The sequence below is a fragment of the Actinomyces faecalis genome, assembly GCF_013184985.2.
Lineage (GTDB): Bacteria > Actinomycetota > Actinomycetes > Actinomycetales > Actinomycetaceae > Actinomyces > Actinomyces faecalis.
Map to the genome: position 1 here is coordinate 2629194 of NZ_CP063418.1, position 26819 is coordinate 2656012.

At 67.4% G+C, this 26819-nt stretch carries 22 protein-coding genes; 5 read left to right on the top strand and 17 right to left on the bottom strand.

All coding sequences use genetic code 11. From position 1 onward, the window contains the following. Positions 1–12: 12 nt before the first annotated feature. The 9 genes from HRL51_RS11285 to nrdF form a co-directional block, all read right to left on the bottom strand. Complete coding sequence (locus HRL51_RS11285) at positions 13–1017, bottom strand: GNAT family N-acetyltransferase (protein ID WP_172121231.1); 1005 nt, start codon at positions 1015–1017, stop codon at positions 13–15. Next, positions 1014–2885, bottom strand: coding sequence for a dipeptide ABC transporter ATP-binding protein (locus HRL51_RS11290; protein WP_172191862.1), 1872 nt, complete (start codon positions 2883–2885; stop codon positions 1014–1016). The genes HRL51_RS11285 and HRL51_RS11290 overlap by 4 nt, the downstream gene beginning before the upstream one ends. Next, positions 2882–3784, bottom strand: a complete 903-nt coding sequence (locus HRL51_RS11295) for an ABC transporter permease (RefSeq protein ID WP_172121229.1) — start codon at positions 3782–3784, stop codon at positions 2882–2884. The genes HRL51_RS11290 and HRL51_RS11295 overlap by 4 nt, the downstream gene beginning before the upstream one ends. Positions 3785–3910: 126 nt before the next feature. Further along, positions 3911–4966, bottom strand: a complete 1056-nt coding sequence (locus HRL51_RS11300) for an ABC transporter permease (protein WP_172191864.1) — start codon at positions 4964–4966, stop codon at positions 3911–3913. A 551-nt stretch (positions 4967–5517) separates the two neighbouring features. Further along, positions 5518–6357: a formate/nitrite transporter family protein gene (locus HRL51_RS11305; RefSeq protein ID WP_172121227.1), complete on the bottom strand. Its 840-nt coding sequence runs from the start codon at positions 6355–6357 to the stop codon at positions 5518–5520. Between the two features lie 78 nt (positions 6358–6435). Then, the gene (locus HRL51_RS11310) at positions 6436–7419 is read right to left on the bottom strand and encodes a hypothetical protein (protein WP_244960182.1); all 984 of its coding nucleotides are present in this window, start codon (positions 7417–7419) and stop codon (positions 6436–6438) included. Positions 7420–7446: 27 nt separating this feature from the next. Then, positions 7447–8313, bottom strand: a complete 867-nt coding sequence (locus tag HRL51_RS11830; protein WP_342355650.1) for a Fic family protein — start codon at positions 8311–8313, stop codon at positions 7447–7449. Between the two features lie 81 nt (positions 8314–8394). After that, positions 8395–8706: a hypothetical protein gene (locus HRL51_RS11835; RefSeq protein ID WP_244960183.1), complete on the bottom strand. Its 312-nt coding sequence runs from the start codon at positions 8704–8706 to the stop codon at positions 8395–8397. 170 nt (positions 8707–8876) lie between these two features. Next, the gene (gene nrdF, locus HRL51_RS11320; RefSeq protein ID WP_172121226.1) at positions 8877–9851 is read right to left on the bottom strand and encodes a class 1b ribonucleoside-diphosphate reductase subunit beta; all 975 of its coding nucleotides are present in this window, start codon (positions 9849–9851) and stop codon (positions 8877–8879) included. 176 nt (positions 9852–10027) lie between these two features. Here nrdF and HRL51_RS11325 point away from each other — a divergent pair, with 176 nt between their 5' ends. Further along, positions 10028–10699 carry a nucleoside/nucleotide kinase family protein gene (locus HRL51_RS11325; RefSeq protein WP_172191866.1) on the top strand — a complete coding sequence of 224 codons (672 nt, stop codon included), beginning with the start codon at positions 10028–10030 and terminating at the stop codon, positions 10697–10699. A 242-nt stretch (positions 10700–10941) separates the two neighbouring features. Here the strand turns inward: HRL51_RS11325 and nrdE are convergent, their stop codons facing one another. From nrdE to nrdH, 3 genes are read right to left on the bottom strand one after another with little or no spacing between them, the layout of a single operon-like run. Continuing rightward, on the bottom strand, positions 10942–13095 hold the full coding sequence (gene nrdE / locus HRL51_RS11330) for a class 1b ribonucleoside-diphosphate reductase subunit alpha (RefSeq protein WP_172191868.1): 2154 nt from the start codon (positions 13093–13095) through the stop codon (positions 10942–10944). Continuing rightward, positions 13080–13553: a class Ib ribonucleoside-diphosphate reductase assembly flavoprotein NrdI gene (gene nrdI / locus HRL51_RS11335; RefSeq protein WP_172191870.1), complete on the bottom strand. Its 474-nt coding sequence runs from the start codon at positions 13551–13553 to the stop codon at positions 13080–13082. Before nrdI ends, nrdE begins: the two co-directional genes overlap by 16 nt. A gap of 19 nt (positions 13554–13572) precedes the next feature. Then, the gene (nrdH, locus tag HRL51_RS11340) at positions 13573–13818 is read right to left on the bottom strand and encodes a glutaredoxin-like protein NrdH (protein WP_172191872.1); all 246 of its coding nucleotides are present in this window, start codon (positions 13816–13818) and stop codon (positions 13573–13575) included. Between the two features lie 545 nt (positions 13819–14363). Here nrdH and HRL51_RS11345 point away from each other — a divergent pair. Then, positions 14364–14876 carry a transcription repressor NadR gene (locus tag HRL51_RS11345; RefSeq protein WP_172191874.1) on the top strand — a complete coding sequence of 171 codons (513 nt, stop codon included), beginning with the start codon at positions 14364–14366 and terminating at the stop codon, positions 14874–14876. Between the two features lie 147 nt (positions 14877–15023). Here the strand turns inward: HRL51_RS11345 and HRL51_RS11350 are convergent, their stop codons facing one another. The 4 genes from HRL51_RS11350 to HRL51_RS11365 all read right to left on the bottom strand — a co-directional run bounded on the left by HRL51_RS11350 (position 15024) and on the right by HRL51_RS11365 (position 21390). Continuing rightward, on the bottom strand, positions 15024–16883 hold the full coding sequence (locus tag HRL51_RS11350; RefSeq protein WP_172191876.1) for a glycoside hydrolase family 13 protein: 1860 nt from the start codon (positions 16881–16883) through the stop codon (positions 15024–15026). Between the two features lie 59 nt (positions 16884–16942). Further along, positions 16943–18559 carry an L-serine ammonia-lyase gene (locus HRL51_RS11355; RefSeq protein WP_280528699.1) on the bottom strand — a complete coding sequence of 539 codons (1617 nt, stop codon included), beginning with the start codon at positions 18557–18559 and terminating at the stop codon, positions 16943–16945. Between the two features lie 54 nt (positions 18560–18613). Further along, entirely contained in the window at positions 18614–20650 is a 2037-nt protein-coding gene (locus HRL51_RS11360; protein ID WP_172191878.1) for an alpha-amylase family protein, read from the bottom strand. 359 nt (positions 20651–21009) lie between these two features. Beyond that, positions 21010–21390, bottom strand: coding sequence for a winged helix-turn-helix transcriptional regulator (locus tag HRL51_RS11365; protein ID WP_172191880.1), 381 nt, complete (start codon positions 21388–21390; stop codon positions 21010–21012). A 128-nt stretch (positions 21391–21518) separates the two neighbouring features. Here HRL51_RS11365 and HRL51_RS11370 point away from each other — a divergent pair, with 128 nt between their 5' ends. Together HRL51_RS11370 and HRL51_RS11375 are read left to right on the top strand one after the other, a co-directional pair. Continuing rightward, positions 21519–22133, top strand: a complete 615-nt coding sequence (locus HRL51_RS11370) for an NAD(P)-dependent oxidoreductase (protein ID WP_172121218.1) — start codon at positions 21519–21521, stop codon at positions 22131–22133. 226 nt (positions 22134–22359) lie between these two features. Next, on the top strand, positions 22360–23199 hold the full coding sequence (locus tag HRL51_RS11375; protein ID WP_172191882.1) for a hydroxymethylpyrimidine/phosphomethylpyrimidine kinase: 840 nt from the start codon (positions 22360–22362) through the stop codon (positions 23197–23199). 209 nt (positions 23200–23408) lie between these two features. Here the strand turns inward: HRL51_RS11375 and dnaB are convergent, their stop codons facing one another. Next, positions 23409–24938, bottom strand: coding sequence for a replicative DNA helicase (dnaB, locus tag HRL51_RS11380; protein ID WP_280528700.1), 1530 nt, complete (start codon positions 24936–24938; stop codon positions 23409–23411). Positions 24939–25387: 449 nt separating this feature from the next. Between dnaB and HRL51_RS11385 the strand changes: the two genes are divergently transcribed. Further along, the gene (locus tag HRL51_RS11385) at positions 25388–26758 is read left to right on the top strand and encodes an MATE family efflux transporter (protein ID WP_172191884.1); all 1371 of its coding nucleotides are present in this window, start codon (positions 25388–25390) and stop codon (positions 26756–26758) included. The last annotated feature ends 61 nt before the right edge of the window (positions 26759–26819 follow it).

Consider the following 26819-nt stretch of genomic DNA (forward strand, 5'->3'; position numbering starts at 1 on the left):
CCGCCGCCGGTATCACTCGGTAGCCAGGCCGGTGGACAGGTAGTCGCGGTGGGCAGGCTCGCTCCACAGGGCAAGTGGGTTGTGCTCTGGCTGCACACGTGCGGCGTAACGACCGTCCGCGCCGGTAAGCACGCCGCTGTCGACCAGCTGCTCAGCCGTGACCTGGCCAGGACACGCAAGCAGGTCTCGGGCGTAGGCCCACAGCTGGGGATAGTGGGTCAGCGGGCTCGGGTCCGGGCCATAGTCCTGAAGCAGGGCGGCCAGGAGCCGGCTATCTGCGGCAGTGGGCCGGGGTCCCTCCAGGTAGCGGGAGGAGCCCAGGTACTGATTGAGACGCTTGAGCCGGTGCTCGTCTTCAGCATCCTGCCGGTCAGACTCGCGGCGCCTGTCACCTGCCAGGCTTTCAGCGTCGGCGAGCGCCGTGGACGCGCGTGCTGCTCGCCAGGCCGCGGCCTCCTGCCCCAGCTGCCGGGTGTAGACCAGCAGCCGTTGACCAGAGTCGACAATTCGGTCCTCGCGCTCCGGACGGCGGATGTAGCCCAGGTGCTCGTACATGCGATGGGCGCCGTGCATCTGGGGGCCGGAGTGGATAGCGATCCGGGTGGCACCGCGCGCCTGAGCGAGCTGCTCCACGTGCTCCAGTAGTGCTCGGGCCACACCACGGCCACCAGCACTGGCTCTGACCGCAAGACGCCCGAAGGACTGTTCCAGCTCACCATCAGGGCCGGCCTGCACGGTGCGTGGGATGAAGACGGCACCCAGGATTTCTTCTCCCCGGCCCTGGCCCACATGGGTGGCACGCACCTCAATAGCGAGGTAAAGATCCTCCCCTTGCTCCAGGTGCCCCTCAATGTCACACAGGTTGGCCCGGTAGCCGGGGGTGATCCAGAAGCGGGAGGTGAAGGCCTCGAGCAGCAGGGCCCGTACCTCCTCGTACTCGCTGGGCTCAGCACGGCGCAGTGTGACAGGCAGGTGGGCGGCGGGTGCAGGTGCAGGTTCCAGGACTGTGCTGGTCATCGTTGCTCCTCAGGTAGCTGGGGAAGAGCGGCCAGCAGCCGCTTGGTGTAGGGGTGCTGCGGGTGGTGGAAGACTTCATCCACCTCTCCGCTCTCAACAACCTGGCCGTCCTTCATCACCAGGACGTCATCTGCCAGGTGGTGGATGACGCCGAGATCGTGGCTGATGAACACGATGGCGGCACCCGTACGGGCACGCAGATGCACCAGGAGGTCGAGGATCTGGGCCTGGATGGAGACATCAAGGGCCGAGACCGCCTCGTCGGCGATGATGACGTCCGGCTCGCTGACCAGGGCCCGGGCGATCGCCACGCGCTGGCGCTGTCCACCAGAGAGCTCCCGCGGACTGGCCTCCAGTCGGCTCGCTGGAAGCCCAACGAGTCGGGCCGCCTCCTGGACCTTGTGCGCAATCTCGTGACGTGTCAGTCGGGTGCCCGGGGACGGGACCCCATGCCGGCCCGCCGCGACGCGTAGGGGCTCGCTGATTACCTCGCGGACGCTGTAACGCGGGTCGAAGGAGCTCAGTGGGTCCTGGCTGATGATCTGGATGCGGGGACGGCGCGCACGCCGCTGCTGTTCAGCGAGCGGTACCCAGGGCTCGCCGTCGAGGGTGACGGTGCCGGAGTCGGCAGGTGCCAGGGCGATGAGCAGGCGTGCCAGGGTGGACTTCCCGGACCCGGACTCACCAACGATCCCGAGCGTCTGGCCGGGCAGGACCTCCACGTCCACATCCCGCACCGCCTGGCGCCGTGTCCCGGCAGGCCCAGCAAAAGACTTGGACAGACCCGCCGCAGCCAGGACCGGGCTGGCTGCGCGGTCGATGGGAGCGCGCTGCGGCTCACGCTCGCCTGAGGCAAGCAGGGTCCCACGGGAGGAGGCTGAGGGAACGGCAGCAAGCAGGCGGCGGGTGTAGGGGTGGGAGGGGCGGGTGAGGACCTCGTGGCTCGGGCCGGCCTCCACCACCTCGCCGTCCTTCATGACCAGGACCTGATCGCACACCTGCCCGACGACGGCCAGGTCGTGTGAGATGAGCAGGAGCGCCGCCCCTGCCTCACGCCGGTCCGCCAGTACCTCCAGGACCTGGGCCTGGACCGTGACGTCCAGGGCGGTGGTGGGCTCATCAGCGATGATGAGGTCTGGCTTACCGGCGATGGCCGAGGCGATGAGGGCACGCTGACGCAGGCCTCCCGACAACTCATGCGGGTACTGGTCAACCCTCAGCTCAGGATCGGGCACGCCGACCTCCTCCAGCAGGGCGATCGCCCGCTCACGCTCTGCCGCGCGCAGAGCAGCGCCACCAAGTGGGCGGCGTCCCGCAGCCTCGCGCTCCTCGTTAAGGACACCGGTCAGCCGCAGGGTCTCCGTGATTTCCTGGCCCACCGTCCGCAGAGGGTCGAGGCTCGTCAGGGCGTCTTGGAGAACCAGTCCGATACGGCGCCCGCGGATGGTACGCCACTGCCGGTCACTGAGGGCGGCAGCATCGTGGCCCATCACCTCCAGCTGGGCAGCTGTGATCCTGCTGCGTCCTGAGGTCAGGCCCACCAGCGTGCGTGCGGTGACGGACTTTCCTGATCCAGACTCACCGACGATGCCGATGGCCTGGCCAGGCAGGATCGTCAGGTTGAGACCGCGCACGGCGTCGACCACCTCATGGGCCCGCAGGCCCTGGTGCTGATGCTGACGACGCCGGCTCCAGCCTCGGCTCGGCGGATCGAAGGAGACGGACAGGTCGCGAACCACGACCAGGGGATGGGGGCTGAGCCTCGCGTCCGTACTCTGCTGTCCAGCCCACGGCAAGGCGTCTGCCCCGCTTCCTGGCTCACGGGCAGGCAGGGTGGGCACGTGTGCCGGGGTGGTGACGGCGCTCATGCGGTCCTCCTCTCATAGGCTGTCTTGAAGGCGCGACCCAGAACGTTGGCGGAGACGACGGTGGCGGTCAGGACGAGTCCTGCGACGATCCCGGTCCAGGGAGCGATCTGGAGGAAGTCGCGGGCGTCAGCGAGGATCGCGCCCCACTCCGGCGTAGGCGGTTGAGGTCCCAGACCGAGGAAGGACAGGGAAGCCGCGCCGATAATTGCCGAGCCCAGCTCGATCGTGGCGATCACTGGGAGGACCCCCAGGGAGTTCGGCAGTACGTGACGAAGGACGAGGGGCAGGGAGGGCAGGCCGAAGCTACGTGCCTGGGCGACGTACTCGGAGGCGACCACGCGCCGGGTCTGCGTACGTACAACCCTGGCGTAGGTGGGCACGGTGGCAATGCCGAGGGTGACAGCGAGGTTGCCAATACCTGCCCCCGTGATGCCAATGACCACCAGGGCTAGGAGGATAGAGGGGAAGGATGCCAGGACGTCAATGAGGCGGGAGAGCAGGGTATCGACCCGTCCGCCCGCGATACCGGCAACCAGTCCGACGACGAGGCCGATACTCACAGCAACCAGCGTCGCCGTGACACCGATGGTCAGCGAGTAACGCGCGCCGTAGACAATACGGCTGAGCAGATCGCGTCCCAGGTAGTCGGTCCCCAGGAGGTGCTCGGCCGAGGGAGGATGGTTGAGCCGCAGCGGGTCCGTGGTCAACGGGTCGGTCGAGGTGAACAGTGAGGGAACCACAGCGGCCAGGACGACGACGCCCAGGACCGCTGCCGCCAGAACGGTGGAGGGACGCGGCCGGTGACGTGCGAGCCGTCGGAGGTGATCGGCCAGCTCTGGTGAGTGGGCCAGGCTCACGGCGATCAGTGGTGAGGTGGGGCGGATCGTTGTTGTTGTCATGATCGTCTTTCAGTGGCACGTGTGCTCAGGGAGGGGGTCGTGACAGGGGTGGCAGCGGCAAGGACGCCGGTGGGTAGAGGTGCAGACAGGGCGGGACGCCAGCTTCAGGAGGCTGCGCCGTCGTGCTCAGCGGCGCCGACGCATTCGCGGGTCGATCCACAACGCGACCAGGTCCACCACGGTCGAGGCGATGACGAACACCGCCGAGGCGAAGAAGGACAGGCCGAGGATGACGGGGACATCCTGGGAGTGGACCGCCGCCACCGCGATATGACCCAGGCCGGAGCGGCCAAAGACCTGCTCGGTGATCGCCGCCCCGCCCAGCAGTCCGCCCACGATGAGACCACCGATCGTCAGGGCTGGCAGACAGGCGTGACGCAGCGCATGGACAATCTTGACGCGGGCCACCGAGGCGCCTCGGGAGCGGGAGGTCAGGACGTAGGGAGCCGCCAGCTCGGCGTCGAGGTCCTCGCGCAGGACCTGGGTGAGGTAGGCACCGGTCGGCACACCAATGGCCAGAGCCGGCAGGACCAGGGCACGCAGGCCGTCCGTGCCAACCACAGGGAACCAGCGCAGCTGGAAGGAGAAGAGCGTCAGCAGGAGCAGGCCCAGCCAGAAGCTCGGCACGGACAGGATCATCAGCTCCAGGGCGCCGGCCACCCGACGCAGGAGGCCACGGCGTCCCGACAGGCTCAGGGACAGCAACAAAGCAATCACGACGGCGATCAGCAGCGCGGCCCCAGCGAGCTGGAGGGTGGCACCGATCTGGGAGGAGAAGATCTCTACAACGGGACGGTTCTGGACGTAGGAGATACCGAAGTCCCCACGGAGAAGGCCACCGAGGTACGCCAGGTACTGGACGAGGACGGGGCGGTCCAGCCCCCACTCGGCGATGACGCGTGAGCGCAGCTCAGGATCGTTGCGCTCCAGCCCCAGGAGGGTGTCCACCGTGTCGCCGGGGGCGAGGTGGATGCCGATGAAGGTGAGGGTGACTGCGAGCCAGACCACGACCACCGCCTGGATGGTGCGCCCAGCCAGGAGACGTGCCAGGTGCTGGCGCCGCTGGCTGCGCTGCTCCCGCGCGTCTTGGTTCTCGCGGGTGGCAACACCCGGGGTAGGGGTCGACGTCGTCGCGACGTCATGGTCAATCGCTGTCAGGGTGGGGGTGGCGGCTGCGCTCACGGTTGGTCCTCATGTCCCGGGCTGGTGGCCGTGGCGCCAGGTACGACAGCACGCACGGCCCTGGTGGGAGGGGACGCCCGCGCGAATGGATGTGAGCCGTCAGTGAGAGTAACCCTCTCAGCGGTGGTGGCTGCCAGCTGCGCGGACGCCCTTGGGCATACAGCAGCGACAACAGGCCATCGGCAGGCCGAGGGCACGGACCTGGGCAGCACGAGCGTCACGCGGAAGCGCCTGGGAGAGGCGATCGGTGCACGTCATGTCAGGTCCTTTGGTGGGGCGCGGCCAGATACCGCGAGGTGGCCGCAGTGTAGGCAGAAACGACCTGAGGCTTGTCAAGTGCGGTCGTGGTTCTCTGTGCCGCTTCTACGGCGGGATAGGAGTAAGAACGATTCCCTGTGTCTCCAGCTTTTCGCTGGAGACACAGGGAATCCTTGGTTGGAGGCCAGGCGGTCGAGACACGCAATGTATGAGACGTCACATACACGTGGCGTCTTACGAGGTGGTCATCGCCTCAGGCCTGCTGTGCCCGCAGGCGCGGTCGGCTACGGGGCTCACGAGGTCGTGGCGGCCTCCTTCCGGCTCTGCTCCTGCTCCGCACGCGCCTGCGCACCGCCCTCCTCGATCTTGTGGGCAGCCAAGTAGGCCAGGGCTACGAAGACCGCCCCGCCCACGATGTTTCCGGCTCCCACGATGAGGATGTTGCGGGCTGCCGCAGCCAGGGTGCCGCCGTCGACGCCCTCGAAGATTCCTAGGGCGAAGGTGGTCATATTGGCCACGACGTGCTCGAAGCCAGAGGTCACGAAGGCAGCCAGGCACCATGCCATGGCGATCATCTTGGCCACCTCACTGGTGGATCGGGTGACGCACCAGATCGCCAGGCACACCAGCACATTACACATGATGCCGCGCGTGAAGAGCTGGATCGCGGTGTAGTGACTGCCCTTGTTGAGCACGGCAGCAGCCAGCATCGCACCGCCCGCCGTCTCGGGCCCGAGCACCCCGGCTAGATGAACCAGGTAGGCCAGGACAATCGATCCCAGGAGGTTGCCCACGAGCATGAACAGCAGGACGCCGGCACCCTTGGCCCAGGTGATGGTTTTGCGCGCCCCACCGATCGTGAAGGTCATCATGGCGCTGGTGGCCAGCTCGCCTCCGGCGAAGACGCACAGGATGAGGCCGATACCAAAGACGAGCCCGCCCACGAGGGGGGCCCAGGGATCACCGGCCTCCTTCATGGGGCCTGCGGCGGTGAACATGAAGACGTCGGCGATCCCGATGTAGGCGCCGGCGAGCATGGTGGAGATCAGGAAGGGGAAGGGTTTGCGTGCCCCGCCAGTACGGGTGACGGCATAGCCGCCCTGGTACTCGACGTTCTGAGTGACGGTCAGCATAAGAAGATGATCCCTCACCCTGGGGCTCGGCGCATGACTTTTGACCCAAGGGCTCTGACTTCCGGGCTCGCAACAGCCTCAGTCGGTGACGTGTCCGTCCGGGATGATGAAGGAGCAGCCCAGGGCAAAGGGGAAACCGGGCTGGAGGATCACGTCAACGACGGGCTGCGCCATAGCGATCAGCCTCTCGACGTCCAGACCCTGCTGGGACGGCTCTCCCTGGTCGCCGCCTTCCTCGGCCTCCGCCAGGAGGCTGGAGTAGGGCACATCCAGGTCGAGCAGCGCCATCCCCCCGGAGTGCTGCGCCCGCTCCCACGCACCGCCCTCCACCTCCAGCAGGGTGCCGAGGTGAAAGTGCAGCACACCGTCGTCATCGACCTCACTAGGTGCCGACAGCAGGTGGTGCGCCTCAGGATCGTCAGGCGCCCGGAGCGTGAGCAGGAGGATGGCGCGGTCACGCGCCGCACGCAGCATGAGCCGCGCGATATGGACCGAGAACCCGGTGATGTCAAAGTCGCCGGCCGTCTCCCCCATGGCCTCCTGGATGCTCAGCGCCTCCGACAGGGGCACAGAAGCCCCGGAGCCAGGGTCGTTAACAGCCCGTCGGCCCGACGGCGTAGCAGCACGCAGCGTCAGGACCGGACCGACGGCGGAGCCAGCCTCCGCTCCTGACGCTGCGGCTGCGTCGTCGTCCGGCACGGGAGACGAATCAGCATCAGGTACGGTGGGAGGAAGGAGCGTTCCGGTCTCGACCCGCTCGCTCCACCCCTGTGGCACGGGCGAGGGTCCGGCCTCGGTCTCGACGTGGCCCAGACCCAGGACCTGGGCGAGGTCAGTGCCGTCCAGAGAGCGGTGCCAGGTGATCTGGGTGCCGTCGTGCCAGATCGGGACGACACCGTTGAAGGGCACACCGAAGCGCACGTGCTCCGGGCCCTCGGGCAGCCCGTCCGCGCAGGAGCCTTGGCCGTCGGCGTCGTCCTGCGGCGGCAGGCCGGGGATCGCGGGCTCCACCGTGTCCTGAGCCCCGCCCTGATCCGCCTGACCCACGAAGTACTCACTCATAGCCGCAAGCCTACGGGCTGACGAGTGTCAGGCCTCCTTCAGCAGGACGTCCAGCACCTCAGGCGCCACGAAACGTCTGGGCTGCCTCCCGGCCCCCTCGATCGCCGTGAGCATGCCCAGATCAACCAGCTGAGCGACCAGGCCATTCGCTCGGCTGTAGGACAGATGCAGAGCCTCCTCCACCCTCTTGACCGTGAAGGTCGGGTTAGCAACCGCGATGTCCACCAGCGCAGGCGCCTGGGCTGAACGAAGCGGAGACCCCGCAATCTGCTCCTTCATACGCTCCTGGACCTTGGCCAGGGCGAGCATCTGCCGACGTGTGGTTGTCGCCGCCTCAGTAAGCCCTTGCGCGAAGAACGACAGGAAACGGTCCCAGTCTCCATCAGTCGAGACCGCCAGGAGTGAGTCGTAGTACTCCGTCCGGCAGGCCTCGAACCACGGGGAGACCGCCAAGGTGGGCTCACTCAGAACCCCCTCATGCAACAATGACAGGACAATAAGGTAGCGTCCCAGTCGGCCGTTGCCGTCCCGGAACGGGTGGAGAGTCTCAAATTGGTAGTGGGCCATCCCTGCGGCAACCACCGGGTCGATACTTGCCGTGTGCTCACGTGCCATCCAATCCAAGAGCTGCCTGACTCCGGCGCGCAACTGGTCTCCCGGCGGTGCGGGCACAAAACGCGCGCTCTCGATCAGGGGAGCACGGGGGTCTCTGATGTCACGTCGTCCAATGACTACCTGCCCCGTGCGAAGCCGCCCAGACTCCACTTCAACGTCGGTTCCTCGCATGAGACGTCCCTGGAGGTCCTCAAGAAAGCCAAGCGTGACCGGACGTCCTTCCTGGACCCAGGAGAATCCGCTGTCCGCCATCGCGACGTAGTTCAGAACCTCGACCATCTCATGACTCGCCGGAGTGCCGTCGTCGGCGATGAGGACATCTGCGAGCGACGCATAGGTCCCCTCTAACGCCGAGGTAGACTATGCTTCGCGTCGAAGCGACGGCGTGCGCAACAGATACGGGTTGGGCAGCTGGCGGGCCGTGGCATCCAGCGCGGCAAGCGCACGACCCGCAGCGGCCACGGCTCGATAGGTCGCACCGGACAACATAGGCTCGTCCATCCCCAGTGGTGCGGGGACAAAGGCCTTGTGCGTCCATGAACCCCGTAGGTCCGACCCACTGATATCGACGAGTTCCCCCATAGCAGGGTTGGAGAACATCGTCAGATCCATATATTCCCCTTCCAGCACTTCACGGTAACGACCCGACCATTGATGACTGACAAGTGGCATTTGTCAGTCATCAACACGCCCATGATTGAACACAAGTGGCACTTGTCAGTCATCAACGTGGTCGAGATGCCGCACAACAGCTCTTTCTCAGGCATCACAGGACGTGTGTGCTCCCCGAGCACTTACGCTCGGGGAGCACACACGCCTTGCAGGATCGGCTCAGTCGAGCGTCAGAAGTCCCAGTCCTCGTCCTCGGTGGCCTCGGCCGTGCCGATGACGTAGGAGGAGCCGGAGCCGGAGAAGAAGTCGTGGTTCTCGTCCGCGTTAGGGGACAACGAGGCGAGAATCGCGGGGTTGACGTCCACGGCGTCAGCCGGGAAGAGCGCCTCGTAGCCCAGGTTCATCAGAGCCTTGTTGGCGTTGTAGCGCAGGAACTTCTTGACGTCCTCAGTCAGGCCGAGCTCGTCGTAGAGGTCCTCGGTGTACTGCTCCTCGTTGTCGTACAGCTCCATGAGCAGGTCAAAGGTGTAGTCCTTGAGCTCTGCCTGGCGCTCCGGGGAGGACTCGCGCACGGCCAGCTGGTACTTGTAGCCGATGTAGTAGCCGTGCACGGCCTCGTCGCGGATGATGAGGCGGATGAGGTCAGCCGTGTTGGTGAGCTTGGCGTGGCTGGACCAGTACATGGGGGCGTAGAAGCCGGAGTAGAAGAGGAAGGACTCCAGCATGGTCGAGGCGACCTTGCGCTTCTCCGGGTCGTCACCGCGGTAGTAGTCCAGGACGATCTTGGCCTTGCGCTGGAGGTTCTCGTTCTCCTCGCTCCACCGGAAGGCCTCGTCGATCTCCGCGGTAGAGATCAGCGTGGAGAAGATCGAGGAGTAGGAGCGCGCGTGCACCGACTCCATGAAGGCGATGTTGGTGTACACGGCCTCCTCGTGGGGCGTGCGCGCGTCCGGGATGAGCGAGACGGCGCCCACCGTGCCCTGGATGGTGTCCAGAAGCGTCAGACCGGTAAAGACTCGCGTCGTCATCGTCTTCTCGGCCTCGTTGAGGGTGGCCCAGGACTGGACGTCGTTGGACAGCGGCACCTTCTCCGGCAACCAGAAGTTACCGGTCAGACGGTCCCAGACCTCCAGGTCCTTGTCGTCAACGAGACGGTTCCAGTTGATCGCCTGGACGCGGTCGATGAGCTTGATCGGCTCCGGCATGAGCTTCCTCCGTGGTGGTGCGGGCGTGGTCTCATGCTACCGACCGGTACCGACAGGAACGGGCCGCCCCGACCCGGCCCGGCAAATCTCACCTGTGCCGGTCACCTCACGGGGCCACCGTCACGCGCCCACCCGCTTGGGCCCCTCTCAGCCGCACGCCCCTCATACTGAGGCCCATGAGCAGCTCCTCCGCCTTCGCTCCCCGGCTTCCTGAGACTGTCACCCGGCTGGAAGCCATGCTCGACGACGGCGCCAGCCGTGTCGTCGTCGGCCTTACCGGGGGCCCAGGGTCAGGGAAGTCCACACTGGCCCGGCTCCTGGCCAGTGAGCTGGCGAACCGTGGCCTGTTGGCCGGTGAGGTCCCCATGGACGGCTTTCACATGTCCAACACGGTTCTGGACGAGCTGGGCCGTCACGGACGCAAGGGGGCGCCGGACACCTTTGACGTGGCCGGCTACCTGGCGCTCCTCGACAGGGTGCGCCTGACAGGGCCTCACGGTCCGACTGAGGTCCTCGCCCCCGTCTACCGACGCGACCTGCACGAGCCCGTGGCCGCAGGCACGCGGGTGTCCGGGCCCGGCGTCGTCGTCACCGAGGGCAGCTACCTGGCCCTGGACTCCCACGGATGGGAGGAGGCTCGCAAGCGCATCGACCTCCTCATCATGCTTGAGGTCCCCGAGCACGACCTCATCTCCCGCCTCATACGCCGACACAAGGACTTCGGCCGCTCGCACGTCGACGCCGCCCACTGGGTGCGCGCTGTCGACGTCCCCAACAGCCGGGTCGTGGCCTCGTGCGCTGATCGCTGCGACGTGGTGTGGCGCTCGGAGGAGACCGAGCAGAACTGAGCCAGTCAGGAGACAACCATCAGGTGGCCGACGACAGAACAGACTGAGGAACGGGCTCCTCTGCCGTCTTTGAGGGGGCCAGCGCCCGCACCGCCGAGCGTCAGGAGCGCCCCTGGGACGGCAGGCAGCCGGAGGCTCACTCAGGATCCCCGAGCCGCCTGCAGATGCTGATGACGACGGCGGGGCTCACCTTCCCGGAGAAGGTGAGCCCCGCCGTCGTCGGCTCCGGACTGCTCTCCGGATCAGAGCATGCAGGACACGCAGCCCTCGACCTCGGTACCCGTGAGCGCGGCCTGGCGCAGACGGATGTAGTAGAGGGTCTTGATGCCCTTGCGCCAGGCGTAGATCTGGGCCTTGTTGACGTCTCGCGTGGTCGCGGTGTCCGGGAAGAAGAGCGTCAGGCTCAGCCCCTGGTCCACGTGCTGGGTGGCCACGGCATAGGTGTCGATGATCTTCTCGGGGCCGATCTCGTAGGCGTCCTGGTAGTACTCCACGTTCTCGTTGGTCATGTAGGGCGCCGGGTAGTAGACACGCCCGATCTTGCCCTCCTTACGGATCTCGATCTTGGCCACGATCGGGTGGATCGAGGAGGTCGAGTTGTTGATGTAGGAGATCGAGCCGGTAGGCGGCACCGCCTGGAGGTTGCGGTTGTACATACCGGTCTCGTGGATCCGCTTGGCCAGGGCAGCCCAGTCCTCACGGGTGGGGACGGTGATCGAGGAGCGCTCGAAGAGCTCCTTGACCTTGTCCGTCACCGGCACGAAGTCCTGGGTGGTGTACTTCTCGAAGAACGTGCCGGAGTAGTAGTCCGAGTCCTCAAAGCCCACGAAGGACTCCCCGCGCTCCACCGCCAGCTCGTTGGTCGCGGTGAGGGCCGCGTAGAGCACGCAGGCGAAGTAGACGTTGGTGAAGTCCAGGCCCTCCTCGGACCCGTAGAAGATGTGCTCGCGAGCCAGGTAGCCGTGCAGGTTCATCTGGCCCAGGCCGATGGCGTGGGACTCGTGGTTACCACGGTTGATGGAGGGCACCGAGGGCAGGTCCACCTGGTCCGAGACCGCGGTCAGCCCTCGCACGGCGGTGCGGATGGTGCGCATGAAGTCCGGGGAGTCCATCGTCTTGGCGATGTTGAGGGAGCCCAGGTTGCAGGAGATGTCCTTGCCCACGTGCTCGAAGGACAGGTCCTCGTTGAGCGTGGAGGCCTCGGAGACCTGAAGGATCTCCGAGCACAGGTTGGACATGATGACCTTGCCCTTGATGGGGTTGGCCCTGTTGACCGTGTCCTCGAACATGACGTACGGGTAGCCGGACTCGAACTGGATCTCAGCCAGGGTCTGGAAGAACTGGCGCGCGTCGATACGCGTCTTGTGGATACGCGGGTCGTCCACCATCTCCCGGTACTTCTCCGTCACCGAGATGTCGGAGAAGGGCACCCCGTAGACGCGCTCGACGTCGTAGGGGCTGAACAGGTACATCGGCTCCCTGTTCTTGGCCAGCTCGAAGGTGATGTCCGGGATGACCACGCCCAGCGAGAGGGTCTTGATGCGGATCTTCTCGTCCGCGTTCTCACGCTTGGTGTCCAGGAACCGCATGATGTCCGGGTGGTGGGCGTGCAGGTACACCGCTCCCGCACCCTGACGGGCACCGAGCTGGTTGGCGTAGGAGAAGGAGTCCTCCAGCAGCTTCATGACCGGCACGACGCCGCTGGACTGGTTCTGGATCCGCTTGATAGGCGCGCCCATCTCACGCAGGTTGGTCAGCAGCAGGGCCACGCCGCCGCCACGCTTGGACAGCTGGAGCGCAGAGTTGATGCCGCGCGCGATGGACTCCATGTTGTCCTCGATACGGACGAGGAAGCAGGAGACAGGCTCACCGCGCTGGGCCTTGCCCTCGTTGAGGAAGGTCGGGGTCGCCGGCTGGAAGCGACCGGTCATCATCTCCTCGATGAGGTCGAGCGCGAGCTGCTCGTCGCCGTCGGCAAGAGCGAGGGCCACCATCGACACACGGTCCTCGAAGCGCTCCAGGTAGCGCTTGCCGTCGAAGGTCTTGAGCGTGTACGAGGTGTAGTACTTGAAGGCACCCAGAAAGGTCTGGAAACGGAACTTGTGCGCGTAGGCGGCCTTGAAGGCCTTCTTGACGAAGTCCGGGGAGTACCTGTCCAGGATGTGGCCCTCGTAGTAGCCCTCCTCGACCAGGTACTCCAGCTTCTCCTCCAGGTCGTGGAAGAAGACGGTGTTCTGGTTGACGTGCTGGAGGAAGTACTGACGCGCGGCCTCATGGTCGGCGTCGAACTGGATCTGGCCGTTCGCGTCGTAGAGGTTCAGCTTGGCGTTGAGGGCGTGGTAGTCGAGGCTCGGGTCAACCGTCTCAGAGCCAGTGTCCGTCAGCGTGTCTGCCAAAACGTGTCCAATCCTTCTGTGACGCGTGCGACGTCGGTGGGGGTGCCAAGAAGCTCGTAGCGGTACAGGAACGGCACCTTGAGCTTGGCGGAGATGATGTCTCCGGCGAGGCAGTAGGCCTCGCCGAAGTTGGTGTTGCCCGAGGAGATGACTCCCCGGCACAGCATGCGGTTGTCCTCGTTGTTGAGGAACTTGATGACCTGCTTGGGGACAGCACCACGGATGCTGCCACCCCCGTAGGTGGGGACGACAAGCACGTACTCGCGCTCCACCGTCAGCGGCTCGTCCTGTGGGCGCAGCGGGATCCGTGCGCTCGGATAGCCCAGCTTGGTGACGAAGCGGTGAGTGTTCTCCGAGGTGGAGGAGAAGTAGACGAGGAACGGGCCGTCGTCAGCCTCAGGCCCTGAGGTGGCTGAGGCTGACGACGCAGCCTCGTTCTGGGTGGTCGAGAGGCTCACGGCTGCGAGTCGCCCCGGCTCAGATCGCGACAGCCTCGACAGCGGTAGCCAGAGCCTTGATCTTGTCCGGGCGGAAGCCTGACCAGTGGTCCTCACCGGCCATGACGACCGGCGCCTGGGCGTAGCCGAGGGCCTTGACCTGCTCCAGAGCCTCGGCGTCCACGGAGATGTCCACCGTGGAGTACTCCAGGCCAGCCTTGTCCAGGGCGCGGTAGGTGGCGTTGCACTGGACGCAGTTGGGCTTGCTGTAGACGGTGATCGCCATGTCAGTCACTTCCTGGCTCTGGTGTGGACGGGTGGTCACGATGGTTCCGCAAGCCTGACTGAGGGGCACCCTGGTGGGATTCCAACGGTGTAAGCACACGGATGTAGTTCGCGGGAGGGCAAGGGCGCCTCGCGAGGCAAGACACTACCCCTTGGGGTAGGAACTCGCCATCACCCCAAGATGATGTGGCCGATGTGTCGTTGTGCATCACAACCTTCCTTCCTGTGGACAGCGTTCCAACCCCTGTGGGCAAGTGCTTCGAGCGCCTTCCAGCGCTCTCTCACCGATCCCCTCCCGGAGGTCCTCGAAACGGCAGAACCATCGTCACCCGAGGGTCCGACACAAATTCCTGCGCTCCACCCGCAGACGTCTCCGCCACCCCCACGACCGTTGTCCCCACCCTGGGGACAAGACGGGCGAACTCGCCTTGCTCACACCCCCACCCTCGGCGTGTCGCTCCTGCCCGGACCGCGTGCGACCACCGTGCTAGGTTCCAGGCGCCCCACCACAGTCGGGGCCGCAGAGCCTCACGAGGAGGAAGGACTATGGAGGCCACCCAGCGCCGCGCGGCGATCCTGACCCGGCTCTCTCAGACCAGCACCCCGGTACCTGCCGCCGTGCTCGGCGAGGAGATGGGAGTCTCCCGCCAGATCGTCGTCGGCGATATCGCTCTCCTGCGGGCAGCAGGCCACCCCGTGCGGGCAACCAATCGCGGCTATGTCCTGGCACGCCCGTCCCACGCACCTAGGCGCTCAGTCACCGTGCGCCACAGCAACGAAGCTGCCGCCCGTGAGCTGCGCACCATCCTGGCAGCCGGAGGGAGCGTCCTGGACACCTCAATCGAGCACGGCCTGTACGGACAGATCACCGTTGACCTCCTTATCCGCTCACAGGAGGACCTAGAGGACTTCCTCGCGCGCCTGAGCACCACACCACATGCCTCTCCCCTATGCACCCTCACCGACGGCTGGCACACCCACACCATCGAGGCCGCCAACGAGGAGGTTCTTGACGCCGTCGAACAGGCTCTGGATGAGCTCGGGATCCTGCAGAGGTAGCACCGCCTAGTCCGACCGCCAACGCCCCACCCGACCGCCAACGCCCCACCCGACCACCGAATTCGCGTGAATACGATGGTCGGACGGGGCATTCGTGGTCACTGAGGGCGTTAGGGGGCGGCACAGGCCTGACGGCATCGCAGCACCTCAGGATCGACACATCCAGACCGTCGTCGCCGCAGGCAGTACGCGGCCGTGCCCTGCACAGGCATCCCCAGGACGTGGGTTGCTGGACACAAGAACCTCACCCACCGGCAGCTCAGCGTCCTGGTCGAAGGCCGTCCAGCACTCGACCCCACCGCGCGCGAACGCCAGGACGTGCTCGTCGCGCCGCAACCAGGTTAGTGGCTCCCGGTTGGCCGCGCCCCACAGCTGGTGACGCAGCGCCAGCCCACGCCGGTACAGCACCAGGGTCGAGCCAGAGTCCCCCTCCTCGACGTCGACGGCGTGGCTCCCCCACCCTGCCGGCTGCGGCAGGTGCGCCTCAGCCCCGCCGTCGGGCCCGAAGCCGTAGCTCGCCCCCTCAGCCGTCCAGGGCAGCGGCACCCGGCAGCCGTCGCGTCCCTTCTCCACCTCGCGGTTGCGCGAGGCGATGGGGTCCTGCAGCCGCTCCTGCGGGATGTCAGGCACCTCGGGCAGACCGAGCTCATCCCCCTGGTAGATATACATGCACCCCGGTAGCGCCATCATCAGCAGGGCACCGGCCCGCGCCCGCCGCTCTCCCAGCCCGGCGTCCTGAGCCGGGGACTCGCCGTCGGCCAGCACCCACAGGCGCGACAGACGCATCTGCCGGCCAGCCGGCGCACCGTCCGCGCCCGCTCCCGCGTCATGGGCCTGGTCGCGGTCAGCACGCACCTGCTCGACCACCTTCTCCTCAGGGTCGAATCCATAGCGCGTGGCCACCCGGAAGGTGTCGTGGCACCCCAGGACCCAGGTGGTCGAGCCACAGGCAGCCTCGTCAGCCAGACCGGCGTCGATCGCCCAGGCGTAGGAGGAGGCCGTGAAGTCAGCGTCCTGGAGCTGGAAGTTGAAGGCCTGCCCGATGGAGGCGACGTAGCGCGCACGGCGGGCCGGGTGGACACCAGCCTCGGCGACGGCGAAGCGCGGCGGGTCGTAGGAGTCCAGCACGGTACGCCACTGGGCGTAGACCTCGTGGACCTCGTCGCGGTCAAAGAGCGCGTGGGAGCCGTCATCCGGCAGCGGCCAGTAGGGCATCTGCGCGAAGGGGCGCTCGAGCTGCTCCATGTCCTTGGTCATGCCGTGAGCCACGTCCACGCGGAAGCCGTCGACTCCGCGGTCGCACCAGAAGCGCAGCGTGTGCTCAAAGTCCTTGCGTACCGCAGGGTTGGCCCAGTTCAGGTCGGGCTGCTCGGGCGCGAAGATATGCAGGTACCACTGGTAGGGGCGCCCCGTCCCCGGTCCAGTCAGGGGCGTACCGTCCTCAGCCTGGTCCTCGACCCGCTCCCAGATGGGGCCGCCGAAGAGGGAGCGCCAGTCGTTGGGAGGCTCCACGCCACCCTCGCCTCGGCCCTCGTAGAAGTGGTAGAGCCCGCGCTCGGGGGCGTCTGGCCCACCCGCCAGCGCCGCGCGGAACCAGGCGTGACGGTTGGAGGTGTGGTTAGGCACGAGGTCCACGATCACCCGGAGCCCGACCTCGTGGAGCGCGGCGACCATGGTGTCGAAGTCCTCCAGCGTCCCGATCTCCGGGGCGACGTCGCGGTAGTCGTCGACGTCGTAGCCGCCGTCAGCCAGGGCGGAGGGGTAGAAGGGCGAGAGCCACACGGCGTCCACGCCGAGGCGGGCCAGGTAGGGCACGCGGCTGGTGATGCCGGCGAGGTCGCCGATGCCGTTGCCGTCCGCGTCCGCGAAGGAACGCGGGTAGATCTGGTAGACGACGGCGTCCTTCCACCACTGGCGGGAGGCGGCCTCAGAGGTCTGGGAGGTCTGGGAGTCAGGAGCGGCGCCAGCGGGTGCGGTCGCGTAGGTCGAGCTAGTCACGGGCGGCATCCTGCCAGGTTTTGGTGTAGCGCAAAACCTGGCAGGATGCCGCCGCTCTTGCCCCGTACTCAGCACTCGACGACGTTGACGGCCAGTCCCCCGCGCGAGGTCTCCTTGTACTTGGCGAGCATGTCCTCACCCGTCTGACGCATGGTCTCGATGACGGTGTCCAGGCTGACCTGGTGGCGTCCCTCGCCCCACAGCGCCATCCGCGCCGCGTTGATCGCCTTGACCGCGGCCACCGCGTTGCGCTCGATGCAGGGGATCTGCACCAGACCCCCCACCGGGTCGCAGGTCAGGCCGAGGTTGTGCTCCATAGCGATCTCTGCGGCGTTCTCCACCTGCGCCGGCGTGCCCCCCAGAGCCTCAGCGAGCCCTGCCGCAGCCATGGACGACGCCGAGCCGACCTCACCCTGGCAGCCCACCTCCGCCCCGGCGATAGAGGCGTTGGTCTTGATGAGTGCACCCACGGCGGTGGCGGCGAGCAGGAACCGGCGAGCGCCTTCGTCGTCCGCTCCGGGGATGAACTGCTCGTAGTAGCGCAGGACCGCCGGCACGATCCCGGCCGCACCGTTGGTCGGAGCGGTCACCACACGCCGGCCCGCGGCGTTCTCCTCGTTGACCGCGAGCGCGAACAGGTCCACCCAGTCCATGCCGCGCAGGGGGTCAGCCGTCGTGAAGGCAGCCGCCGGCCCGCTGGCCTGGGCCAGCAGGCGCTCGTGCAGACTCTTGGCCCGACGGCGCACCCCCAGCCCGCCCGGCAGGGTCCCGTCCGCTGTCATACCGGCCTCGATGCACGCCGTCATGGTCTGGCGCAGGCGGTCGAGGTAGCCCACGACCTCATCCTCCTCACGTACCGAGACCTCGTTGGCCATGACGACCTCGGACACGCGCAGTCCCTCGCGGGCGCAGATCTCCAGCAGCTCGGCCGAGGAGGAGAAGGGGTAGGGCGCGGGGGTGGCGTGAGCCTGTGCGACGACCGCGGTGGCCAGGGCACGGATCGAGGGCGAGCCGGGCCTGCCGACGTCCTCCATGACGAAGCCGCCGCCCACGGAGTAGTAGGTGCGCCGCAGGACCTCGCCGCCAACGGCGCAGTAGGCGGTCAGTGTCAGCCCGTTGACGTGATAGGGCAGGACGCGTCCGGGCAGGAAGTGGATGTCGCTGGAGGGGGTGAAGGGGACCGCGCCCACGCCACTAACCTCCAGGCGCCCGGCCTCCTCGACCTCCTCCATGAGGTTCTCGCACACCTGGCTGGGCACGGTCTCCGGCTCGTAGCCGGCCAGCCCCATGACGACGGCACGATCGGTGGCGTGCCCGCGGCCGGTGGCACCCAGCGACCCGTAGAGCTCGACGGTGAGGCGGCTGACCGGCTCGGTGCACTGGCCGTCGCCGTGGTCGGGAGCGGGTGAGGAACCGCGCCCGGCCTCACCACCAGGCTCCAGCAGGTCCCTCACGGCCGCGTCCGCGGCGACGACGGCAGCCAGCTCGGTGGCAAAGGCCCGCCCGGCGCGCATCGGTCCCACGGTGTGCGAGGAGGAGGGCCCGATGCCGATGCGCATGAGGTCGAAGACGCTCAGCGGGCGCGAGGCCTCCTCGGCGGTGATCTCTCCGGCCAGCAGGGCAGCCGGTGTCGCGGCGTCCAGGGCGGTGGGGTGCAGGGTCGTGTCGACGGCGTCGGCGGTCATGAGCCCATCATGCCCGCCTCGGCCTGCGCGCCGCACTCCCCGCGCTGGCAGCACTCAGTCCGTCGAGCGCACGAGCCACCAGGCGGCGAAGGGAGGTACCGGCACCATGCCGTCGCCGCTGCCCTCCAAGGTCGCAGAACCTGCCGGGACCGTGTCGGTCAGGGCGTCGACGGCGCCGAGGACGCCGTACTCGGCCAGGCGCCAGGCCGGGACCGCTCGCCAGTCGCCGGTGACGTTGTAGACGCCGACGAAGCTGCCGCGCGGGTGCTCACGCACCGTGACCAGCACGCCGTCGTCATCCACCGGGGCGACGACGGTACGTACCTGCGCCCCCAGCTGCGGCAGGCTGGCACGCACCTTGCCCAGGTGCGCCAGGTCGCTGAAGACCCGGCCGGGGACCGTCGTCGGGTCGTGGCGCTGGGCCACAGCCTCATCACTGAGGACCGGGCGCCCGGCCCAGCGCGAGTCCGCCTCGTGGCCTGACTCGGTGTCCCAGTTGGGGTCGTTGAGCTGGCCCAGCTCGTCGCCGCTCCACAGTACCGGGACGCCTCCCCATCCGTAGATGATGGCGTTGGCCAGGCGCAGGGCGTCCAGCCTCTGGGCGAGCCAGTCTCGCAGCTCCTCCTCGCGCCAGGCCGGCGTCTCCTCCCCGATCCCGGCGACCGCCTCGGCAGCCGCCTCGATGCCGATGAGGGAGGCGGCGGTCCCGGAGATCCGGCGGTCCTGGGTGACCGGGTTGTACTGGAAGACCAGGCCGCGTGCGTCAGACATGGGGTAGACGCCGCGGTACCAGTCGGCCAGGAACTGGCGGTGCCAGTAGCCGTTGAGCCCCACGGCCTCGGCGTCGGCGTCGTCGATCGCCCAGCCGATGTCATCGTGGCAGCGGATGTAGGTGATCCAGGTAGCGCTGGGCGGCTCGACCGGCAGGGCGGACAGAGCCCGGGCGGCCAGGCGGACGTTCTTCGAGGCCAGCATCGACCACACCTGCACCATGAGGGAGTTGTGGTAGGCCAGGTCGGAGACCTTGCCGGTGTACTTGCCCTGCCCCAGGTACTGGAGCAGCTCGGTCGGTGCCACGATGGCCTCTGCCTTGAGGTCCACTGCGGGGCACGCGATCCGGGTCAGGGCCTTGAGTACCTCAGTGATCGCGTGGACCTCAGGCTGGCCCTGGCAGTCCGTGCCCTTGCGCTTGATGGTGAAGGCGATGGCGTCCAGGCGCAGGACCTCCACCCCACGGTTGGCCAGGTCCAGGACGATCTGGGCGTACTCCTCCATGACGTCGGGGTTGCGCCAGTTGACGTCCCACTGGAAGGAGTTGAAGGTGGTCCACACCCAGCCCTTGGCCTCCTCGTCCCAGGTGAAGTTTCCGGGGGCGAAGTCCGGGAAGATCTCCGGGAGGGTCTGCTCGTAGGCGTCCGGCTCGGTGCGGTCGGGGAAGATGTAGAAGTAGTCGCGGTAGCGCTCCTCGCCGGCGCGGGCTCGCTGAGCCCACTCGTGCTCGCGGGCCACGTGGTTGAGGACGAGGTCGACGACGAGGCTGATCCCCTCATGGCGCAGCGCCCCGGTCAGGTGCTCCAGGTCCTCCATGTCACCTAGGTCCGGGCGCACGCTGCGGTAGTCGGCGACGGCGTAGCCGCCGTCAGAGTCGCCCGGGCGTGGGGTCAGCAGCGGCATGAGGTGGAGGTAGCTGACGCCCAGCTCGCGCAGGTAGGCGATACGGTCCTCGACCCCGCGTAGGTTCCCGGCGAATCGCTCGGTGTAGGCGGCGTAGCCGATCCGTGAGGGGTCCTGCGCCCACAGCGGGTCGAGCGTGCGCTCCAGGTCCAGGCGTCGCAGCTCCCCGGAGCGCTCAACGTAGGCCCGGGCCGCCTTCGCAGCCAGATGAGCGGCTGTCACCTCGGCCCTCTCCCCGTAGAGGGTCTCCAGGCCGTCCATGAGATCGGGGCACCAGTGCCCTAGTCGCGTCAGGAAGACCTCACGCCTGGTCGCTCCCATACCCTCCAGGACCGGAGCAACGGCGTCCCGCACGGCTGGCGGCAGACCGTCAGCAGTCTGGGTGCCCGTGGCTGGTGAAGACGTGTTCGCGCTCATACCCCTATAGTCGCTGATTTTGCTCGCAGATGGGCCCAGGCGGGGAAGGATGCTCACGCAGCGGACCGCCAGGCACCGGCGTCTCTCCTCCCCGGCGTCGCCCACCCCGACCTCCGCACCAGGTCTTGGCGGCGTGCTTTGCACCATGGGGGCGTACTTACACCCCACGAAGGCGTACTTCCATCTTGGCGGCGTGCCCACACACGTTCTGACGAACGCCCTCACATCCCAGGCACGCCACAGCATCAGGGAAGCACGCCGCCACTAGAAGAACACGCTGCCAGACTGCGGAAGCACGCCGCCAGGGGCAGTGGTGGCGGCTCAGCTCGGGCTGCGCCCTGCCGCGCGCCTCCATCTCGTCACACCACCGCGGCGTCGTGCCTCTCACGGCGCGCCAGCACCTGACCGGCATGATCCTGCACCCAGTCACGCAGGGTCGCCAGCGGCCCGGTCAGACTACGACCGAGCTCAGTCAGCTCATAGTCGACGCGAGGTGGGACCCCGGGAGTCTGGGTACGCGCCACGAGCCCGTCGCGCTCCATCGAGCGCAGAGTCTCGGTGAGGACCTTGGGGCTCACTCCCCCGACCTCACGCCGCAACTCGCTGAATCGCCTGGGCCCCTCAGACAGCACGACGACGACCAATGGCGTCCAGCGGTCGACGACGTGGCGCAGCACCGTGCGCGAGGGACACTGGGGCGAGAGGACGTCGAAGTCCACGAGAGGCGCCTGCTGTGTCACGATCCACACCCTTAGTTACGTTGAGGTACCTAGTACCTAAAACATGACCATGAGGTCATCGCAACCGCCTTGCCCACATCCGAGGCACCACCAACCACCGGGGCCGCACCCCAAGACAAGGAGCCATCATGAAGATCACCGTCATCGGAGGAACCGGTGCCACCGGATCGGCCGCCGTCGCCGAGGCCGCCAAGCGCGGGCACGAGGTCACCTCCGTCTCCCGCTCCGGCAGGAAGCCCGAGGGCGCCACCCGCGCCCTGGCCGTCGACTTCACTGACACCGCCTCGGTCGTCGACCTGGTGGACAAGGCTGACGCCACGATCATCGCCGTCTCACCCAACCGCACCGGCGGCTCGCCCCAGCCGGTGATCGACGCCTTCAAGGCCCTCATCGACGCCCGTCCCACCAGCCGTCTCGTGGTGGTCGGCGGCGCCGGATCGCTCCTGGACGCGTCCGGCAAACGCCTCGTGGACGACCCCTCCTTCCCTGAGGCCTACCGCAGCGAGGCTCTGGCCTTCTCCGAGGTCCTGGAGCTCTTCCGCGCGGCCGGCAGCTCGATTGCCTGGACCCTGCTCTCCCCAGCCCCGGCCTACCCGGTCCCCGCGTCCTCGGGCTCCTACGTCACGACCACTGACACCCCTGCCGGCGAGACCCTCTCTGCCGCGGACATGGCCATCGCGCTCGTCGACGAGGCCGAGCAGGACGCACACCGCGGCGCCCGCTTCGCCATCGCCAGCGCCTGACGGCTGCGGAAGGTACCCGTGACGTCGCTTCAGGCCCTGAACAGTCGATCCCCACGCTCACAGCACAGGGATCGACTGTTCAGGGCCTGAAGCGACGAGGTGGGGAGCGAGAGCGACGTCAGTGCGGACAGGATCCGACTGTCCAGAGCCTGATACGACGCCGAAGCAGGCGAGACACGCGGGCAAGCACCACGTGCGGAGACCAGCCAGGGGGCAGGCTTCACCCATGACTAGCACGCACGCGACCACCCGCCCCGACAACCCACCCATCGCCCTAGCCATCGCGGGCTCCGAGGCCTCCGGAGGCGCCGGCGCCCAGACTGACCTCAAGACCTTCGCCCAGCTCGGTGTCTTTGGCTGCGTGTCCCTGACCTGCATCGTCTCCTTCGACCCCAAGAACGACTTCGCTCACCGCCTCCACGCCATAGACCCGCAGGTCCTGGCCGACCAGATCGAGGCAGCCGTAGGTGTGCACGGCACCATCGACGCTGTCAAGATCGGCATGCTCGGCACGATTCCCACCATCGAGACCGTCGCCCAGGCCCTCGAGCAGTACAACCTACCCAACGTCGTCGTCGATCCCGTCCTCATCTGCAAGGGCCAGGAGGCGGGCGCCGCCCTCGACATTGACAACGCCCTGCGCGAGAAGGTCCTGCCCTACGCCACCATCACCACCCCCAACCTCTTCGAGACCCAGGTACTGGCTGGCGTCGAGGAGATCACCACGGTGGACGCCCTTAAGGACGCCGCCAAGCGGATCTACGACCACGGTGTGCCGAACGTGCTCGCCAAGGCCGGCACCCTGCTCGGCACCGGCACCGCCCTGGACGTCTTCTACGACGGCGAGACCCTGGAGGTCCTTGAGGTCCCGGCCATCGGCCAGGAGCGGGTCTCCGGCGCCGGCTGCACGCTGGCCGCCGCCATCACGGCAGAGCTGGCCAAAGGCGCTAGCCCGTTGGACGCCTGCCGTACGGCCAAGGACGTCGTCGTCTCCTCCATCGAGAACCGGATGCACGGCAACGCCCCCTTCGACTGCGTCTACCAGGGGCGTTACGGACGCCAGTGAGGCGTCAGCAGCCGGACGTACCCGCGGCCTGGGGTCGCACCTCCTTCAGGAGGCCAGGTCTCCGTCCTTGGACGGAGACCTGGTTGGCTTAGGGGCAGGACACATCAACATGTGGCGCGATTCTACGGAGAACCGGGCTCCGCTAAGAGTCCCAGCCGGCACGCCCCGGAAGCGAAGTCACCCAGGCCCCGGTGCAGCTGCCTCGCGGATCAGTACTCCGGCTCCGGGGCCATGTCCCGTGCCATGTTGGCAAAGCGGGACAGGTGCCCCTGGAAGGCGACGGGGATCGTGCGGGTCGAGCCGTTACGGTGCTTGGCCACGATGATGTCCGCCTCACCAGGGCGCTCCTCGGGCTGGTAGTACTCCGGACGGTGCAGCAGCATGATGATGTCCGCGTCCTGCTCCAGCGAGCCGGACTCACGTAGGTCAGACATCTGCGGCTTGTTGCCGGTGCGCTGCTCGGGGCCACGGTTGAGCTGGGCGACGGCGACCACTGGGATGTCCAGCTCCTTGGCCAGAAGCTTGAGCGAGCGGGAGAACTCACTGACCTCCTGCTGACGCGACTCCACCCGCTTGCCTGAGCTCATGAGCTGGAGGTAGTCGATCACCATGAGCCCCAGCCCCTGCTGCTGCTTGAGGCGCAAGGCCTTGGACCGGATCTCCGGCATCGTCAGGTTCGGGGAGTCGTCGATGAACAAGGGCGCCTCACTGACCTGGTGGTAGATCGAGGCGACGTCCTTCCAGTCGCGGTCGTCCATCGACTTGCCGCCACGCAGCTTGGTCATCTCCACCCCGGACTCGGCCGAGAGGATGCGCATCATCAGCTCCATGCGGCCCATCTCCAGGGAGAAGTAGCAGCTGGTGAACGGGTTGCCGTTGTGGTCCCGGGCGTGGATGGAGGCTGAGCGGCAGAAGTCGACGGCAAGGGTCGACTTACCCATCGCCGGACGCGCCGCGACGATGATCATCTGCCCGCCCTTGAGGCCGCCGGTGAGCTCGTCAAGCTCGGCGAAGCCTGTGGCCACGCCCGTCATCTGGCCGTGCTCGCGTGACTGGCCGGCCTCGATCTCCATGTTGGCGTCGTTGAGCAGCTCGCCGACGGCGGAGTAGTCCTCCCGCTCCCCCTCACGGTGAGCGACGGCGTAGACCTCAGCCTCTGCCATCGTCACCAGCTCGTCGATGTCACCGGCGTCAGTGGAGTAGCCCAGCTGGGTGATCCGCGTGCCGGCCTGGACCAGCCCGCGCATGAGCGACTTCTCCTTGACGATGCGGGCGTAGTAGCCGGCATTGGCCGCAGTGGGCACCTGACCCATGAGGTCAGCGAGGTAGGGAGCACCTCCGACTAGCTCCAGCTCGCCGCGCTTGGCCAGCTCGTCTCCCACGAGCAGCGCGTCCGCAGGCTGGGAGCGGTTGTAGACCTCGACGATGGCGTCAAAGATCATCTCGTGGGCCGGCTTGTAGAACTCCGGCCCGCGCAGTACCTCGATGACGTCAGTGACAGCCTCCTTGCTCATGAGCATGCCACCTAGGGTCGCCATCTCGGCTGCCAGGTCCTGAGGCGGCACACGGTCGAAGACGCCGTCGAAGCGGGCTCCGCCCGAGGGAGCCGCGTCGCCCGAGCGTCCCAGAGCGTGGTCGCCGCGCGGACGCGCTCCCTCACGACGCTCCCACCGTCCCGGGCGCTCACGTCCGGGACGCTCCTCACCCACCGGCTCGACTGCCGGCTCCATCTGCGTCATCCACTGCTCCTGACCGACCTTGCCACCGCACGATCGCTCCCGACGGTCCCGAACCATGCTTACCGGCGGTACCCCGCGCGCGTGACCATAACCAGCGACCCGACCTCGCGCAAACACTCACCCACGACCTCATGTGGACAAGCACGGTGCGGTTGTGGAGCATCAACGGCTTTCTGTGGTGAGGCGGGGGTCGGATATGTGGATAACTCTGGGGTCAAATCCGGCGCAGATGTGGACTCCCCTCCTCGAACCTTGTCATCACAACGAAAAATCCCGATTTTTCCTGTGTCCTCCTCACAGCCCGATCAGGCCGTCAAGATGTGGATAACGCATCCACTCTGTGGACAAACCTCAAGGTAAGGATGAGATTCAGGGCCCGTGAGAGACTGAGGCGTAGCAGATTCTCCTGACGAACCTAGAGCACCTCTCCGACAGGTCTTCCGTTACCCATGACCCAGCACCTCCCCTCGGCCCCTGCAGGTCTGAACCGTCAGATCCTCTCCCTGGCCCTGCCAGCCCTCGGCTCTCTCGTGGCCGAGCCCCTCTTCGTCCTCATCGACTCCGCGATGGTCGGCCACCTGGGGCCCACGAGCCTGGCGGGACTGTCCCTCGCCTCGACGGTCCTGACCACCGCCGTCGGCCTCTTCGTCTTCCTGGCCTACGCGACGACGGCGACCACAGCCCGCCGCTTCGGTGCCGGCGACCGTGCGGGCGGGCTACGTGCCGGGATCGACGGGCTGTGGCTTGCTGCGATCCTGGGACTCGCCGCATGCCTGCTGCTGTGGGTGCTGGCCCCCTGGGTGTCCCACGCCCTGGGCGCCCGCGGGGAGCTCGCAGCCGCCGCCGTGGCCTACCTGCGCGCCTCCGCTCCTGGCCTACCGGGCATGCTCATCGTCTTCGCCGCCACCGGCACCCTGCGAGGCCTGCTCGACACCCGCACGCCCTTTGTGATCGCCGTGGCTGGGGCGGTCACGAACGTGGCGCTCAACGCCACCTTCCTCTACGGGCTGCGTACAGGAATCGCCGGCTCGGGTGCAGGCACCGCCATCAGCCAGAGCCTCATGGCGGTGGCACTCACCCTGCCCGTCGCACGGGCGGCGCGGCAGGCCGCGGTCTCGCTACGTCCTCACCGTGCCGGACTCGGTACCTCGCTGAGCGCCGGGCTCCCCCTGCTGATCCGCACCCTGTCCCTTCGCGTAGCCATCCTCGCCACCGTGTGGGCGGCGACGGCACTCGGCCAGGTACCACTAGCAGCGCACCAGGTCGTCAGCGCCCTGTGGAGCTTCTCCGCCTTCGCGCTGGACGCGCTTGCCATCGCTGCTCAGGCGCTTATCGGCACCGCGCTCGGACAGGCAGAGGCAGACCTGGCCTCGACGGCACGTACCAAGGGCGCCCGGGTACCGGGGGTCGACGCCGTCCTACGCCGGTGCCTGGCCTGGGGCCTGGCTACCGGTGCCGTCATCGGCGCCATCCTGGCCGCTGCCTCCCCCTGGCTGCCGCACCTGTTCTCCTCCGACCCGGCTGTCATCGCTACGGCCCGGCCAGCGCTCCTGGTCACCGCCTCGGCCATGCCTCTGGCTGGCGCCGTCTTCCTCTTCGACGGCGTGCTCATGGGTGCCGGCGACGGTCGCTACCTGGCTGTGGCCGGTCTGTCCACGCTCGTGCCCTACCTGCCCGTCGCTATCGCGGTCGGACGAGGCCTCCTTGGCACCGGGGCAGCGGGCCTCATCGCCCTGTGGGTCGGTTTTGCCTGGGTCTTCATGGCAGCCCGCGGCCTGACCACTGGCCTGCGCGCCCGCACGGATGCGTGGCGCCACTAGGGAGCCGACACGGCCACACAGGCTGAGGGCCTGCCACCGTGACGGTGGCAGGCCCTCAGCC